The following is a 15,916-nucleotide window of genomic DNA, read 5'->3' on the forward strand; positions in this document are numbered from 1 at the left end:
CCAGACTCCCGGGCACCGACGCCCGGGCCGCACCAGAGGAGAACTGTTGTCCAGATCCTCCCGACGTCTCATGACGGCGATCGCCGCGGCGACCGTCGTCTCCACCCTCGCCGCCTGCGGCGGCAGCGATGACAGCGGTGGCGGCACCGGCGGCGGTGGTGGAGGCGAGAACGAGGCCTCCGACACCGGCGTCACCGAGACCTCGATCAAGATCGGCTCGCACTACCCGCTGACCGGTGTGGCCGCCCCCGGCTACAGCGAGATCCCGACCGGTGTCGACGCCTACTTCAACTGCCTCAACGAGGAGGGCGGCGTCTACGGCCGGGAGATCGACTGGATCTTCCGCGACGACGCCTACAACCCGACCCAGACCAGCCAGGTCGTGAACGAGCTCGTCCTGGAGGACGAGATCTTCGCGATGATGAGCGGTCTGGGCACGCCCACCCACAGCGCGGTCGTGGACTTCCTCAACGACGAGGGCGTCCCCGACCTGTTCGTCTCCTCGGGCTCGCTGATGTGGGGTGACGACCCGGAGACCTACCCGATGTCGTTCGGGTGGCAGACCGACTACATGAGCGAGGGCAAGATCATCGGCGAGTACATCGCCGAGAACTTCCCCGACGCGCAGGTCGGCCTGTTCCTCCAGGACGACGACTTCGGCGAGGACGGCGAGGCCGGCATCCGCCAGTACATCGACGACCAGATCGTCGCGGCCGAGCGGTACACGCCGGGCAACACCAACGTCGGCCCGCAGATCGCGGCGCTGCAGGCGGCCGGGGCCGACTTCGTCGTCGGCTTCAACGTGCCCAGCTACACCGCGCTCTCGCAGCTGACCGCGCTGCAGCTCGGCTACGACCCGCAGTGGTTCTACTCCAACGTGGGTTCGGACCCGACGCTGGTCGGCGGCCTGCTGAACCGCTTCAGCGAGGGCCAGGTGTCCGACGCCGCCCTGCTCGACGGCGCGCTCACCACCGGCTACCTGCCGACCGTGGACATGACCGACAACCCCTGGGTGCAGGAGTTCCAGCGGATCTGGGACGAGTGCGGTGGCGAGGGTGAGCTCACCAACTACCGCATCTACGGCATGGCGCAGGCCTACACGATGACGCAGGCGCTGCAGGCGGCCGGCCAGAACCCGACCCGCGAGGGCCTGGTCGAGGCGGTCGAGCAGGCCGGCGGTGACTGGGAGGGCCCGGTGTTCGCGCCGTTCCGCTACTCCGAGGACAGCCACATGGGCACCAGCGGCATGACCATCGAGCGCATCGTCGGCAACGGCTCCGAGGAGGTGCAGCCGGTGCGGGTGACCGACATCGGTGACGCGCCGATCGAGGAGTACGACGGCGAGATGGCCACCCCGCCGACGAACGCCATCCCGGACGAAGAGGCCGTGAACTAGGACCTCCTCGCCCCACGGCGGGCCGCCGTCCTCCTCCGGGAGGGCGGCGGCCCGTCCGCGTCCCGGCCCCGCCGCGGAGCCGCGGGCGGCGCCGTCGCCGCCGAGAACACTTCGCACTCGAAGTGTGTGCGCAGTTGATCTCCGGGTACGTCCGCGGCCAGGTGTGCCCGCGGGCGCGCGCACCGACGAGAGCGCAGGAGGACAGCGGCATGGTGGACGGACGGCTACGCGAGGCTCGCACCATCCGGCGGGCGGTGGTCACCGGCGGTGCCGGGTTCCTCGGCTCGCACCTGTGCGAGCACCTCCTGGAGCGCGGGGTGGAGGTCGTCTGCCTGGACAACTTCCTGACCGGCTCCCCGGCGAACGTCGCACACCTGATGGAGCACCCCGGGTTCCGGCTGGTCCGCTGCGACGTCACCGACTACGTGCACGTCCCCGGCCCGGTGGACCTGGTACTGCACTTCGCCTCGCCGGCCAGCCCGATCGACTACCTGAAGATGCCGATCGAGACCCTCAAGGTCGGCAGCCTGGGCACCCTGCACACCCTGGGCCTGGCCCACGACAAGGGCGCCCGCTACGTGCTGGCCTCCACCTCCGAGGTCTACGGCGACCCGCTGCAGCACCCGCAGACCGAGGAGTACTGGGGCAACGTCAACCCGGTCGGCCCCCGCGGGGTCTACGACGAGGCCAAGCGGTTCAGCGAGGCGCTGACCACCGCCTACCGGACGTCGAAGGGCACCGACACCGGCATCGTGCGGATCTTCAACACCTACGGGCCCCGGATGCGCGCCGACGACGGCCGGGCGATCCCCGCCTTCGTCAACCAGGCCCTGGACGGCCGCCCGCTCACCGTGGCCGGCGACGGCTCCCAGACCCGCTCCATCTGCTACGTCGACGACACCGTCGCCGGCATCCTCGCGCTGGCGTTCTCCGAGCACCCGGGCCCGGTGAACATCGGCAACCCCGACGAGCTGTCGATGCTGGCGCTGGCCCGCTGGATCGTGCAGCTCACCGCCTCGGACTCCCCGATCGACCACATCCCCCTGCCCGTCGACGACCCCAAGGTCCGCCGCCCCGACACCAGCCGCGCCGAGCAGCTGCTGGGCTGGCGGCCGCAGGTGACCTCCGAGCAGGGGCTGCGGCGCACCGTCGACTGGTTCGCCGCCCAGCGGAACGCCGTCGCCGCCGAGGCGGTCTGACACACCGTCATCGGACGTGCGACGAGAGTCACCCCAGAGCGACGTGGGACACATCTAATCTGGAGAGGCGAGCTCAGGTGGAGCCGCATCCACCTCGAGTCGACCTCAGAGAGCGAGCATGGGCCGCCACGCAGATCCCGCAGCCACGCGCCGTCCGTTACTTCCCGTCCTCGTCGCCGCCGGCGTCGCACTCGTGCTGGTCGCCGGTGGACTCGTGTGGTGGCTCGTGGGCCGCGGCTGCGACGAGCAGGTGACCGTGGGCGTGACCGTGGCCCCGGAGCTGTCCGAGGTGGCCGGGGACCTGCTCGGCGAGGTGGAGTCCCCCGATGGCTCCCTCTGCATCACCGCCGAGGTGACGGCCCGGGAACCGCTGCAGACCGCCGGTGACCTGAGCGTCCTCGACGAGGAGGCGCTGCCGGAGGTGTGGGTGCCCGATTCGTCGCTGTGGGCGGCGCGGGTCTCCTCCCGCGACCTCGACCCGGCCGGCTCCATGGCGGTCTCCCCGGTCGTCCTGGCCACCAGCGAGGCGGTCGTCGACGAGCTCGGCTGGGCCGACTCGGGCCCGGGCTGGGCCGAGGCCCTGGGCACCGGCCGGCCGCTGGCCGTGCCCGACCTCGCCGCGAGCGCCGAGGGGCTGGCCGCGCTGGCCGCGGTGCGCACCGCCCTGGGCGCGGACGCGGACGCCGACAACGCCGTGGTGCAGGCGGTGCTCGCCTCCGCGCGCAGCACCGCCCTCTCCCCCGCCGAGGCGCTGACCGCCGGGAGCGAGGGCGGCGCCGACGCGCCGCTGGTCCCCGTGAGCGAGCAGGTCGTGTACGCCGACCACCAGGAAGCCGAGGACTCCGCCCTGGCCGCCGTCTACCCCGCCGAGGGCTCGCCGGTCCTCGACTACCCGGTGCTCCGGGTGGGCTCCCCGACGGGGCCCGAGCAGCAGGCCGTCGACGTCGTGGTCGACCGGCTGCTGTCCGAGGACGCGCAGGCCACCGTCCGGGACGCCGGCTTCCGCGGCCCCGAGGGCGCGGCGCCTCCCGGGGCCGGTCCCGACAGCGGCATCGCCGAGGCGAGCCCGCCGGTGCTGCCGCTGGACCCCCAGCAGGTGCAGGCGCTGCTCACCCGGCTGTCCAGCCTCGCGGCCCCGTCGCGGGTGCTGACGGTCTTCGACGTGTCGACGTCGATGCGGGCGCCGGTCGGCGACGGCACCCGCGCGACCCTCGCCCGCGACGCCGCTAAGAGCACGCTCTCCCTGGTGCCCGACGACTACGCCCTCGGGCTGTGGGCCTTCGCCTACGAGATGCAGGGCGACCAGGACTGGACGGAGCTCGTCCCCACCCGCGAGCTGGACGACGTCGTCGACGGCCGGACCCAGCGCGAGGTGCTCGACGAGCAGCTGGACACCATCCCCGAGCGGCTCACGCCGGGCGGGACGGGGCTGTACGACACCACCCTGGCGGCGGTGCGGTCGGCGCGGGAGAACTACGACCCCACCGCGGTGAACAGCGTGCTCATGGTCACCGACGGCACGAACGAGGACGACGCCGAGGGCATCAGCCTGGAGGACCTGCTCAGCACGCTCGAAGCCGAGGCGGATCCGCAGCGGCCGATCAAGGTCATCGGTGTGGCCCTGGGGCCGGACGCCGACCTGAGCTCCCTCGAGCGGATCGCCGAGGCCACGGGGGGCGCGGCGTACTCCGCGGTCGACGAGAACGACCTGCAGACCGTGCTCTTCGACGCCCTCCGCCAGCGCTCGTGACATCGTCGTCCTCCGGACGACACCGCCAACCACGTGCCGTCCCCCGGCACGCTGAGCCGCTGCGTCAGGCCTGCGCGGACCCCTCCGGGGCCCACTCGGCCTGACCGTGCATCAACCGGTCCAGCGCATCGACCACTTCCTCCACGGTGATCGTCGCCAGCGCGGGGTCGAGGTCGGTGCCCCAGGGGTCGCCGGTGCCGTCGCCGTGCCAGAGCACGACGTGCTGCGGCCGCGGCGGCGGTCCCCACAGCGCCGGGGAGACGGGGCCGAAGAGCACCACCGACGGCCGCCGGTAGGCGGTGGCCAGGTGCGCGACGCCGGTGTCGCCGCACACGACCAGGTCGGCCGCCGCCACCACGGCGGCCAGCTCCAGCGACGTGGTCCGGCCGGCCAGCACCGCGGCGTCCGGCAGCCCCGCCGCCGCGGCCACCGACCGGGCGAGCTCGACCTCCGCCGGGCCGCCGGTGATCCGCACGTCGTGGCCGGCGTCGGCGAGGTGGCGGGCGACGGCGGCGAAGCGCTCGGGCGGCCAGCGCCGGCCCGGGAACGCCGCCCCCGGGTGCACGACCGCGGCGCCGCGGACCGGCGGGGGCACGGCGGGCACCGCGATGTCCAGCGCGTCCGGGTCGGCGTCGACGCCCAACCCCTCGGCGACCAGCCGGCACCAGCGCCGGACCTCGTGCTCGTCGGGGTACCAGGTGGGCCCGGGGTAACCGGGGCTGTCGAAGGTGAGCAGTCGCCGGGGCTGCAGGTCGGCGACGACCACGTGCGACGCCGGGCCCTTGCCGTGCAGGTCGACGGCGAGCTCCGGCGGCGGCCCGCTCCAGTCCAGCGGTTCGAGCTCGCGCGCCGGCAGCACCTCGTCGACGGCGTCGATCAGCTCGGCCAGCGGTCGCAGCGCCGACGTCGTCGCGAGCACCAGCCGGTGCCCGGGTACGGCCGCCCGCACCGCCCGGATCGCCGGCACCCCGGTCAGCAGGTCACCGAGCCCCAGCGGCCGCAGGACGACCGCGACCGGCGGCGCGGCGCTCACCAGACCCGGGCATAGGAAGCCATGCCTGCGGAATCGGGGGCGGATCCACAGGTAAAGCTTCCTATGCCTGTCAGCACGGCGGGCCTCACACGCGGGAGCGCTCGACCAGAGCCGTGGTCGAGTGGCCGTCGAGGTAGGGCAGGACGACGGCCTGGCCGCCCCAGGTGCGCAGCACCTCGGCCTCGGGCAGGTCCGCACCGGCGTAGTCGCCGCCCTTGGCCCACACGTCGGGGCGCAACCGGTCGAGCACCTGGGTGGGGGTGTCCTCGTCGAAGACGAGCACCGCGTCGACGAACTCGAGCGCCTCGAGCACGCGGGCGCGGTCGGCGGCGGTGACCAGGGGCCGCGTGGGCCCCTTGAGCCGGCGGACCGAGTCGTCGGAGTTGATGCACACCACCAGGCAGTCGCCCAGCCCGCGGGCGGCGCGCAGCGTGGCGACGTGCCCGGGGTGCAGCAGGTCGAAGCAGCCGCCGGTCGCGACGACGGTGCCGCCGGCCGCCCGCACCCGGGCGATGACGGCCTCGGCGCCGGGCTCGGCGGCCACCTCGGCCTCGACCCGCTCGTCGGCGTCCCAGGCGGTCGCCCCGCCGCGGGCGACGAACGCCGAGGCGAAGGCGACCGCGGCGGCCACGGCCTCGCCGGTGACGGCGCCGTCGGCGAGGGCCAGCGCCGCCGCTGCGGCGAAGGAGTCGCCGGCGCCGCACGGGTCCCCGCCGGTGACCGCGACCGCGGGCACCACCATGGGGGCGCCGGAGCCGTAGGAGAGCAGCGCGCCGCGGGCGCCCAGGGTGACGGCGACCGCGCCGACCCCCCACTGCCGGATGAGCGCCTCGGCCCGGGCCCCCACGGCGGCCAGCCCGGTCCCGGTGGCGGCGTCGGCGGCGACGCGGGCCGCCTCCGCGCCGTTCGGCGTGACCAGCCGGGCGTTGGGCACCGGGTCCGCGCCGCGGGGATGCGGGTCCCAGACCACCGGGCCGCGGGCCTCGGCGAGCGCGGCGCGCACGGCGGGGTCGGCCGTCGTCCCCCGGCCGTAGTCGGCGACGAGGACGGCGGCGGCGTCGCGGATCACCGCGGCGGCCGCGGCCGGCAGCTCGCCGAGCACCGCGACCGGCGCGCCGCTGTCCAGCCGGGCGACGGAGTGGTCACCCACCCGCACCCGCTGCTTGACGGCGGTGCCGCCGGTGGCCGGGATCTCGATCAGGCGCACCCGGCCGGCGAGCAGGGCGCGCAGCCGGTCGGCGTCCTCGTCGGCGTCCATCGGCGCCACGAGCACCACCTCGCGCCCACCCGACGCCGCGGCGATGACCGCCGCCAGCGCGGCGCCACCGGGGCGCTCGTGCCGCTCGATCTCCTCCACCACCGGCACGGGGGCATCGGGGGTCAGCCGCGACGCGGTGCCGACCAGGTCGACGTCGAGCAGCGCGTCCCCGACGACGACCAGCGGCCGGGCGCTCACTTCGCCGCCTCGAACGAGGGCCCGTCGGGAACCCGCGGCGCCTCGGCGAGCACGGCGGCGTCGAAGGCCGCGCAGACCAGGTGCAGGGCGACCAGGTGGCACTCCTGGACGGTGGCGGTCCACGGGGAGTCGATGCAGACCGCCTCGTCGGCGGCCGCGGCCAGCGGGTTGGGCGCCGGGCCGGTGATCGCCAGCGTGGTGATGCCGCACGCGCGGGCCCGGCGTGCGGCGGCCACCGCGTTGGGCGAGCGGCCCGACGTCGACAGCAGGACCAGCACGTCGCCCGCGCGGCCGTGGGCCTCCACCTGGCGGGCGAACAGCTCGTCGGCCGGGTAGTCGTTGGCGATGGCGGTCAGCGACGACGTCTCCGCGGTGAGGCAGATCGCCGAGAACGGCGGGCGGTCGGCGCGGTAGCGGCCCACCAGCTCCGCGGTGAGGTGCTGGGCCTGCGCGGCGCTCCCGCCGTTGCCCGCGGCGAGCAGCCGGCCGCGGGACTCCCCGCACAGCACGTCGGCGAGCAGCCGGCCCCAGCGGTCGAGGACCGGCAGCTGCGCGTCCAGCGAGCGGAGCGCCTCCCGCAGCGAGGCGACGTGGTCGGCGCCGGTGAGGTGGGTGCAGGAGTCCGGCGCCGGGACTTGCGCCGAGTCCTGCGCCAGGACGTTCTCGAGGAACGAGTGCGGGCTGGCGCTCATCGGGCGACCTCCACGGGACGGCGCCGGGCGAGGACCTGGCGGTAGACGGTTTCGGTGTCGGCGACGACGCGGGCCCAGCGGTAGCGGGCGCGGGCCCGCTTCACCCCGGCGGCCCCGTAGGCGGCGCGGCGGTCGTCGTCGGCGAGCAGCGCGGCGAGCACCTCGCCGAGCCGCTCGGGGTCGCGCGGGGGCACGAGGTCGCCGGTGACGCCGTCGGCGACGGTGTCCTGCAGCCCGCCGACGGCGGTGGCGACGACGGGCCGCCCGCAGGCCATGGCCTCCAGCGGGGTGATGCCGAAGGGTTCGTACCAGGGGACGGCGAGCACGACGTCGGCCGAGCGCACCCAGGCGGGGACGTCGGCGCGGGCCACGGATCCGGCGAAGACCAGCCGGTCGGCCACCCCCACCTCGGCGGCGATGCCGCGCAGCCGGCGCACCTCCGGATCGGCGTCGACGGCGTCGGGCGCGGGGCCCCCGACCACGATCAGCTCCGCGTCGGGCACCGCGCGCAGCGCCCGGACGGCGTCGTCCTGGCCCTTGCGCTCGACGAGCCGGCCGAGGACCAGCAGCCGCTTCCGCTCGCCCTTCGGGGCCACCGGGCCGCGGGGGGTGAACACCGAGGTGTCCACCCCGCACGGCACGATCGAGACCCGGTCGCTGGGCAGCCCGAGCCGCCGCAGCTCGAACACCTCGTCGGAGCAGGTGGCCACCACGTGGGCGACGTCGCGACACAGCCCGCGCTCGAGATCGATCCGCTCGGCCGGGGAGGTGTCGGCGTCGCCCTGGTGACGGCGCTTGACCGAGCCGAGCGCGTGGAAGGTCTGCAGCACCGGGACCGGGGCGAGCAGGCTGGCCGACGCCTCGACCGACGCCAGGCCGCTCATCCAGAAGTGCGCGTGCACGACGTCGGGGGCCTGCGCCGCCCAGCCGTGCCGCAGCACCCGGGCGAAGGCCGGCATGTGCGGGAGCAGCTCGTCCTTGGGCAGCGCCTCGGCCGGGCCGGCGGTGACGTGGACGACGTCGTACCCGTCCGCCGTCGTCACCCGCTCGGGCAGGGCCGGGTCGTCGCGGCGGGTGTGCACCGTGACCTCGTGCCCGCGCTGCGCGAGCCCGGCGGCGAGCGCCGCGACGTGCACGTTCTGCCCGCCGGCGTCGACACCGCCGATCGCGGCGAGCGGGCTGGCGTGCTCGCTGACCAGGTCGATCCTCATCGGGTCACCTCCTCCAGGAGCGCGTCCCAGTCACGCAGGAAGCGGTCCAGTCCGTAGCGCTCGAGCGCCGCCGCGCGAGCGGCCTTGCCGGCCAGCCGGGCGGCGTCCTCGTCGTGCAGGAACTCCCGGACGGCGGCCCACAGCCGCTCGGGGCGGGTGGAGATGACCCCGGCCGCGGCGGGCACGGCCTCGACCACCTCGGTGGTGGCCAGCGCGACCACCGGCATGCCCAGGTGCATCGCCTCCAGCAGGGAGAGCCCGAGCGATGTCCAGCGCACCGGGTGCACGTACACCCGGCGGCGGACCAGCTCCGCGTGCATCGCCGCCTGCGGCGGGTCGTCGAACAGCTCCACCCGCTCGGGGGCCAGGCCGTACGTCTCGTGCAGGCCGGCCAGGCCCATGCCGAAGACGTCGACCGGCGCCACCGCGGCGAGGCCGGGGAGCAGGTCGGCGCCGACGGTGCGGCCGCGGCGCACCGGCTCGTTGGTGACGACGGCGGCGCGGGCCAGCTCGCCGGTCCAGCGCTCCCCCGGATCGACGATGCCGTGCTCGATCACCGTCGTCGGCGCCCGGCCGTTGTCGTAGAAGAGCTCGTTGAAGAAGGTGACGTGGGCGATCGGGATGTCGTCCCGGTCGGCCATCGGGTGCCGGGTGTGCGGAACCGGTCCGTCACCGGGCTCCAGCCCGGGCGCGTTGTGCTCGAGGAACACCGCGGGCAGGTCGCGGCCGGGCTCGCGCCCCAGCCACTCGCGCACCAGCTCGAGGTCCCGCCTGCGCTGCAGCACGACGACGTCGGGCTGCTCCTCCCGCAGCTGCGCCGGGGTGACCTCCCGCGCCGCCGCCGGCCAGTCCCACGTGCGGGCGCGGCCCAGGCCGTCGCCGTCGCGGCCCGGGGTCACCGGGATCAGGTACTCGTGCCGGCCCTGGACGAACGCGGTCGTCCACGAGCCGTGCACGTGCCAGACCAGGACCTTCATGCACTCACCAGCTTCTCCACGGCAGCGACCACGTCGGACGCGGTCACGGAGGTCAGACAGGGGTGGCCGGGCACCGGGCACTCCCGGGCCCGGGTGTCGCGGCAGGGCGCCGCCTGGTCGCCCAGCAGCACGCTGGGCACGCCGTAGGGCGCCCAGCGGACGGCGGGCACGACCGGGGCGAACAGCGAGACCACCGGGGTGCCGACGGCGGCAGCGAGGTGCGCCGGCCCGGTGTTGCCGACGACGACCGCCGCGGCGCCGTCGAGCAGCGCCGCCATCTCGGCCAGGGAGGTCTCCCCGCCCAGGTCGACCCCGCGGGTGCCGGCGACGGATGCGGTGAGCCCCCGCTCCCCCGGCCCGCCGGTGACCAGCACCCGGTGGCCGGCGTCGGCGAGCGCCTCGACCGCCTCGGCGCAGCGCGGCGCGGGCCAGGCGCGGGCCGGCACCGAGGCCCCGGGGTGGAGCACGACATAGCCGGGGGCGTGCGCGACCGGGGGCAGGGGCCGGCGCACGGAGAGCCGGCCGTCGTCGCCGGCCGGCAGCTCGAAGCCCGCGGCCTGGGCGAGGGACAGCGCCCGCTCGGGCTCGGGGAGGTCGTCGTCGACCCGGTGGCGGACGTCGAGCAGCGTGCCGGGGTAGTCCACGCTGATCGCCGAGATGCGGGGGACGCCGGCCGCGCGGAGCACCAGCGCCAGCGGCAGCGGCGACTGGTGGAACGACGTGGAGATCACCGCCTCGTCCGGGGCGAGCGCCCGGACGCGGTCGGTGAGCCGGGCGAGGTCGTCGGCGTCGACCGGTGGGGGATCACCGAGGATCCACGGGCAGGCCCAGGTCCACACCTCGTCGACGCCCGGGAGCAGCTCCGCCGCTGCCGCACCGGCCGGGCCGGCGAGGAAGACGACGCGGTCGGCACCGTGCGCGACGGCGCGGACGAGCGGACCCTGCAGGAGCACGTCACCGGCGTTGTCGAGCCGGGCGACCAGGACGGTGCGGGGGGTGCTCACCAGCGCCCGGCCAGGACGTCGTCGACCGCCTCGGGCAGGGTCGCCGCCCGCTGCCGCGCCGCCGCCACCTCCTCGGCGCGGGTGACCGGGGTCGGCACCAGGATGCCGCGGGCGCCCGCCGCGGCCGCCGCCTCGACGTCGGCGCCGATGTCGCCGATGACCACGCACCGGGCCGGCTCCACACCCAGCTCGGCGCAGGCGGCCTGCACCATGCCGGGTGCCGGCTTCCGGCAGCCGCAGCCGTCGTCCGGCCCGTGCGGGCAGACCTGCACCGTCTCGAAGGGGCCGAGCAGCTCGTCGAGCCGCTTCATGCAGGCGTCCACCTGGTCGGGCGTGATCAGCCCGCGGGCCACGCCGGACTGGTTGCTCACGACGCCGACCCGCACGCCGCGGGCGCGCAACCGGTCGAGGGCCTCCGCCGCGCCGTCCACCGGCCGCACCCACTCCGGGTCGCCGTTGTAGGGGAAGTCGTGCACCAGGGTGCCGTCGCGGTCGAAGAGCACCAGGTCGGGCAGCCCGCGCCACGCCGGCACACCCACGTGCTGCACGACGCCGCGCATCCAGTGCCAGGTGGCCAGCGGCGGGATGAGCGCGCTGGTGGCGAGCATGGTGGTGACCTCGGCGCGGTCCCGCGGGCCGGGGGCGATGCGCCGCCAGGCGAACTCGGCGGTGCCCGCCGCCCAGGCGGCGGCCGCGGCGAGGGCGGCCCGGGGCCGGCGGGCGGCGGCCAGGCCGAGCGCGGCCAGCGCCGCCGCGGTGACGGCCGTGTGCTGCGGCCGGCGACCGAGCGCGGCGTCGGCCCGCTCCCGCCAGCCGGGTCCGTGCAGGCGCCGCATGAGGACGTCGTCGGCGTTCCCGGCCTGCACGCGCACGCTGACCCAGCGGTCGGTGGGCCGGACCGGGTGGGTGATCCAGCGCTGCCCGCGGACGAGCCGGGCACCGGTGTCCATGACCCGCAGTGCGAGGTCGGAGTCCTCGCGGAAGGCACGGGGGAAGCGCTCGTCGAAGCCCCCCACCGCGGCCAGGGCGCTGCGGCGGTAGGCGAGGTCGGCGGTGATCCAGCTGGCGGTGGCGAGCCCCGCGGTGCCGCGCTCCCAGTCGGTGGGCCGCCGGTGCTCCGGCAGGGGCACCCGCACCCGGCCCTGGCTGCCCGCGACGTCGGCCGGCAGGTCGGCGAGATCGGCCTCGAGCCGCTGGTACCAGTCGGGGTCGGGCACGACGTCGTCGTCGAGGAAGGCGATCCACTCGGTGCGGGCGGTGCGCCAGCCGAGGTTGCGGGCCCGGGCCGGGCCTCCGCCGCCGGTGCGGACGACCCGGACCGGCGGCAGGCCGGGGCGGTCGGGGTGCAGCGGCTCCCCGGTGGGGCGGTCGTCGACGACGACCAGCTCGGCCGGGCGCGGGCCGGGGGCGGCGGCCAGCGCGTCGAGCAGGACGTCGAGCGAGGGTCGCCCGATCGTCGGCACGACGACGGTGCACTGCGCGAGCATGATCGCGTCCTGCCCGTTCTCGTACGGGCGAAACACTACGGGCTTGAAGTGTTTACCCGCGTCAGCCGATCAGGGGCCGCCCGGGCTCAGGAGACCCGCAGCTCCCCGACCTCGTCGGCGAAGTGCAGCGGGGCGGCGGTGCGCCGCTGCAGCTCCTCGCGGGAGAGCCCGGCGACCATCTCGCGCACCACGAGGCCGGCCGGCCCCACGTCGATGACCGCGAGCTCGGTGTAGATCCGGTGCACGACGCGCGCGGCGGTCAGCGGGTACGTGCACTCCGGCAGTAGCTTGGGCCGGCCGTCGGGCGTGGTGTGCATCATCAGCACGAGCACCCGCTTGGCGCCGACGGCGAGGTCCATGGCCCCGCCGACCGCGGGCGGGAGGTGTGCGTCGTCGGTGGCCCAGTTGGCGAGGTCGCCCTGTGCGGAGACCTGGAAGGCGCCCAGCACGGTGACGTCGATGTGGCCGCCGCGCATCATCATGAACGAGTCGGTGTGGTGGAAGTAGGAGCCGCCGGGGACGAGCGTGACCGGCGCCTTGCCGGCGTTGATCAGCTCCCAGTCCTCCTCGCCGGGCGCCGGCGCGGGGCCCATGCCGAGGATGCCGTTCTCGCTGTGGAAGACGATCTCCTTGCCGGCGGAGACGACGTCGCCGACGAGCGTGGGCATGCCGATCCCCAGGTTCACGTAGGAGCCGTCGGGGATGTCGCGGGCCACCCGGGCGGCCATCTCGGTCTGCGACAGCGGGGAGATGCTCACACCCCCACCTCCACGACCCGGTCGACGAAGATGCCCGGGGTCACGACGGCCTCGGGGTCCAGCTCCCCCAGCTCGACGAACTCCCGCACCTGCACGACGGTGAGCTCGGCCGCGGTGGCCATCGTCGGGCCGAAGTTCCGGGCCGCCTTGTTGTAGACGAGGTTGCCCCAGCGGTCGGCGCGCAGCGCCTTGACCAGCGCGACGTCGCCCCGCAACGGCTCCTCGAAGACCTGCCGCCGTCCGGCGATCATCCGCACCTCCTTGCCGCGGGCCAGCAGCGAGTCCGCGCCGGCGGGGGTGAAGAAGCCGCCCAGCCCCGCGCCCGCCGCGCGCATCCGCTCGCTGAGCGTGCCCTGTGGGACGAGCTCCAGCTCGATGTCGCCGGCCCGGTAGAACTCCTCGAACCAGATCGAGCCGGCCGACCGCGGGTACGAGCAGATGATCTTGTGCACCCGGCGTTCCCGGATGAGCGCGGCGACGTCGGTCTCCCCGCTGCCGGCGTTGTTGGTGACGATGGTCAGGTCACGCGCGCCCTGTTCGAGGAGCGCGTGCACGAGCTCCACCGGCACACCGGCGGCACCGAAGCCGCCGACGAGGACGGTCGCGCCGTCGGCGATGCCCTCGACGGCGGCCGCGAGCGAGCCGACCCTCTTGTCGATCACTGTCCCCCCAGGGGTGGTGCCGGCGCTGGGCGACCGGGTGCTGACGGCGGTACCCGCCGCGATCGGTCAGGAACGATCGGGCCCCGGCCCCCTGCCCTGCGCCGTCGACCCGGTCGAGCCGGTCGCCCCGGTGGAGCCCGCGCCCCCGGCACCGTCCCGCGGCGCCCCCGTCGTGGCGCCCTCGGCGTCGTCGGTGGTCTCCGCGCCCGGGCTGCCCTCGGTCTCGGCGGTGGTCCCGGTCGCCGCGAGGTCCTCCTCCCCCGGCGTGGCCGGGCGGCTGCGCCGACGGCGCCGGATGCCGGCGACGGTGCTGAAGATGATCAGCAGGGCCATCAGGGCGAAGAGGGTGCCCGACATCGGCCGGGTGAAGAAGGTCGACCACTCGCCGCCGGAGAGCAGCATCGACCGGCGGAAGTTCGTCTCGAGGATCGACCCGAGGACGAACGCCAGCACCAGCGGGCCCGGCTCGAACCCGGTCTTCTTCATCAGCCAGCCGATGACGCCGAAGACCAGCACGACCCACATGTCGAAGGGGTCGTTGTTGACCGAGAAGACGCCGGCCATCGTGACCATGAGAGCGAAGGCGGCGAGGATGCCGGCGCGCACCCGCAGCAGCTGCACGAAGAAGCCGACGAGCGGCAGGTTCAGGATCAGCAGCATCAGGTTGCCGATCGCCATCGAGGCGATGACGCCCCAGAAGATGTCGGGGTTGTTCGTGATGAGCTGCGATCCCGGCGTGATGCCCTGAACGAGCAGCGCGCCGAAGATCAGCGCAAGCACCACGTTGGGCGGGATGCCGAGGGTGAGCAGCGGGATGAACGCCGAGGTGGAGGAGGCGTTGTTCGCCGTCTCCGGGCCGGCGACGCCCTCGATGGCGCCCTTGCCGAACCGGGTCGGGTCCTTGGCCCGCCGCTTCTCCATCGCGTAGGAGGCCAGCGAGGAGATGACGCCGCCACCGCCGGGCAGCACGCCGATGAAGAAGCCCAGCACCGAGCCGCGGGCGATCGCGCCGGAGGAGTCGCGGAAGTCCTTGCGGCTGGGCCAGATGTTCTTGACCTTGCCGATGACGGACTGGGCCTTCTCCGTCTTCTCGACGTTGTAGAGGATCTCGCCGACGCCGAAGAGCCCCATCGCGACCGCGACGAAGTCCAGCCCGTCGAAGAGCGAGATCTCGCCGAAGGTGAAGCGGGTGGTCCCGGTGACGAGGTCCTGGCCGATCGTGGCCAGGAGCAGGCCGAGCGCGGCCATGGACAAACTCTTCACCGGGTGTCGCGTGCCCAGGTAGGTGACCAGCAGGATGCCGAGCGCGGTGAGCGCCACATACTCCTGCGAGCCGAAGGAGACGGCGAGCTGGGCCAGCGGCGGCGCGAGCAGGACCAGCCCGATGACGGAGACGGTGCCACCGATCCACGAGCCGATCGCGGCGATGCCCAGGGCCGGCCCGGCCCTGCCCTGCTTCGCCATCTGGTAGCCGTCGAAGGTCGTGACGACCGAGGCGGCCTCACCGGGCAGCTGCAGGAGCACCGAGGTGATCGTGCCGCCGTACATCGACCCGTAGTAGATGCCCGCCAGCAGGATGACCGCGGTGACCGGCTCGATCTCGTAGGTGATCGGCAGCAGCAGCGCGATCGTCGCCGTCGGGCCGAGGCCCGGCAGCACGCCGATGACCGTGCCGATCAGCACGCCGAGAAAGACGTAGAGCAGGTTCACCGGGTCCAGGGCGACGGAGAAGCCCTGGCCGATGCCGTCGAGGACGTCCATCGCTCAGCTCCCGACCGGTGCGAAGACGATGCCGTCGGGGAACGGCACGGCGAGCGCCTCGACGAACAGCAGGTGGAACACCAGCGCTCCGATCACCGCGAGGGGGACGGCCCAGCGCCACGGCTCCCGGGCGAACACCCGCAGCCAGAAGAGCAGCATGAGCACGGCCGAGACGAAGAACCCGATGGTCTGGAACAGCACGACGAACACAGCGAGGCCGGCCAGCCCGAGGACGATCTTGAGCGTGCCCCCGGTCCACGGCTCGTAGTCCTCGGGGTCGTCGATGAAGAGCAGCACCACGCCGGTGAGGGTGAGCAGGAGCGCGACGATGAACGGCCAGAGGCCGGGGCCGGGCGCACTCATCTCGCCGAGCCCCAGGTTGCGGGCGCCCAGCATCGCGGCCACACCGAGGAGCACCAGGATCAAGGGGGCGATCCGGTGCAACTGCTTGGACATCCAGGTCTCCGGGGAAGGCACGGGCGGGGCCGGGGCGTGCGTCGCGGGGGCCGGTGCGGCACCGGCCCCCGCGA

Annotated in this window: 14 protein-coding genes; 3 read left to right on the top strand and 11 right to left on the bottom strand. The window is 74.8% G+C overall.

The features are described from left to right. Positions 1-46 precede the first annotated feature (46 nt). The 3 genes from ACI79Q_RS02860 to ACI79Q_RS02870 all read left to right on the top strand — a co-directional run bounded on the left by ACI79Q_RS02860 (position 47) and on the right by ACI79Q_RS02870 (position 4,345). A complete protein-coding gene (locus ACI79Q_RS02860) occupies positions 47-1,396 on the top strand; it encodes an ABC transporter substrate-binding protein (protein WP_456591070.1) in 1,350 nt (449 codons plus the stop codon). Between the two features lie 209 nt (positions 1,397-1,605). Then, positions 1,606-2,595 carry a UDP-glucuronic acid decarboxylase family protein gene (locus ACI79Q_RS02865; protein ID WP_456591069.1) on the top strand — a complete coding sequence of 330 codons (990 nt, stop codon included), beginning with the start codon at positions 1,606-1,608 and terminating at the stop codon, positions 2,593-2,595. Between the two features lie 118 nt (positions 2,596-2,713). Then, a complete protein-coding gene (locus ACI79Q_RS02870) occupies positions 2,714-4,345 on the top strand; it encodes a substrate-binding domain-containing protein (protein ID WP_456591068.1) in 1,632 nt (543 codons plus the stop codon). 64 nt (positions 4,346-4,409) lie between these two features. On the opposite strand, the gene ACI79Q_RS02875 is transcribed toward ACI79Q_RS02870, so the two are convergent. The 11 genes from ACI79Q_RS02875 to ACI79Q_RS02925 form a co-directional block, all read right to left on the bottom strand. After that, positions 4,410-5,378, bottom strand: a complete 969-nt coding sequence (locus tag ACI79Q_RS02875; RefSeq protein WP_456591067.1) for a glycosyltransferase family 9 protein — start codon at positions 5,376-5,378, stop codon at positions 4,410-4,412. Positions 5,379-5,463: 85 nt separating this feature from the next. Beyond that, a complete protein-coding gene (rfaE2, locus tag ACI79Q_RS02880) occupies positions 5,464-6,834 on the bottom strand; it encodes a D-glycero-beta-D-manno-heptose 1-phosphate adenylyltransferase (protein ID WP_456614098.1) in 1,371 nt (456 codons plus the stop codon). Next, entirely contained in the window at positions 6,831-7,526 is a 696-nt protein-coding gene (locus tag ACI79Q_RS02885; protein ID WP_456591065.1) for a D-sedoheptulose-7-phosphate isomerase, read from the bottom strand. Before ACI79Q_RS02885 ends, rfaE2 begins: the two co-directional genes overlap by 4 nt. Continuing rightward, complete coding sequence (locus ACI79Q_RS02890; RefSeq protein WP_456614099.1) at positions 7,523-8,737, bottom strand: glycosyltransferase; 1,215 nt, start codon at positions 8,735-8,737, stop codon at positions 7,523-7,525. Before ACI79Q_RS02890 ends, ACI79Q_RS02885 begins: the two co-directional genes overlap by 4 nt. Then, positions 8,734-9,714, bottom strand: coding sequence for a glycosyltransferase (locus ACI79Q_RS02895; RefSeq protein WP_456600539.1), 981 nt, complete (start codon positions 9,712-9,714; stop codon positions 8,734-8,736). Before ACI79Q_RS02895 ends, ACI79Q_RS02890 begins: the two co-directional genes overlap by 4 nt. Continuing rightward, entirely contained in the window at positions 9,711-10,718 is a 1,008-nt protein-coding gene (locus ACI79Q_RS02900) for a glycosyltransferase family 9 protein (RefSeq protein ID WP_456591062.1), read from the bottom strand. Before ACI79Q_RS02900 ends, ACI79Q_RS02895 begins: the two co-directional genes overlap by 4 nt. Then, the gene (locus ACI79Q_RS02905; RefSeq protein WP_456591061.1) at positions 10,715-12,205 is read right to left on the bottom strand and encodes an HAD-IIIA family hydrolase; all 1,491 of its coding nucleotides are present in this window, start codon (positions 12,203-12,205) and stop codon (positions 10,715-10,717) included. The genes ACI79Q_RS02900 and ACI79Q_RS02905 overlap by 4 nt, the downstream gene beginning before the upstream one ends. 86 nt (positions 12,206-12,291) lie before the next feature. Then, positions 12,292-12,963 carry a 3-oxoacid CoA-transferase subunit B gene (locus ACI79Q_RS02910; RefSeq protein WP_456614100.1) on the bottom strand — a complete coding sequence of 224 codons (672 nt, stop codon included), beginning with the start codon at positions 12,961-12,963 and terminating at the stop codon, positions 12,292-12,294. Next, positions 12,960-13,625 (bottom strand): 3-oxoacid CoA-transferase subunit A, encoded by a 666-nt coding sequence (locus tag ACI79Q_RS02915; protein WP_456614101.1) that lies wholly within the window; start codon positions 13,623-13,625, stop codon positions 12,960-12,962. Before ACI79Q_RS02915 ends, ACI79Q_RS02910 begins: the two co-directional genes overlap by 4 nt. A 66-nt stretch (positions 13,626-13,691) precedes the next feature. Beyond that, positions 13,692-15,386 (bottom strand): tripartite tricarboxylate transporter permease, encoded by a 1,695-nt coding sequence (locus ACI79Q_RS02920; RefSeq protein ID WP_456591058.1) that lies wholly within the window; start codon positions 15,384-15,386, stop codon positions 13,692-13,694. Positions 15,387-15,389: 3 nt separating this feature from the next. Then, a partial coding sequence (locus tag ACI79Q_RS02925) for a tripartite tricarboxylate transporter TctB family protein (RefSeq protein ID WP_456614102.1) occupies positions 15,390-15,916 on the bottom strand: 527 nt, incomplete at its 5' end.

The sequence above is a fragment of the Blastococcus sp. SYSU DS0828 genome (genome assembly GCF_054050975.1).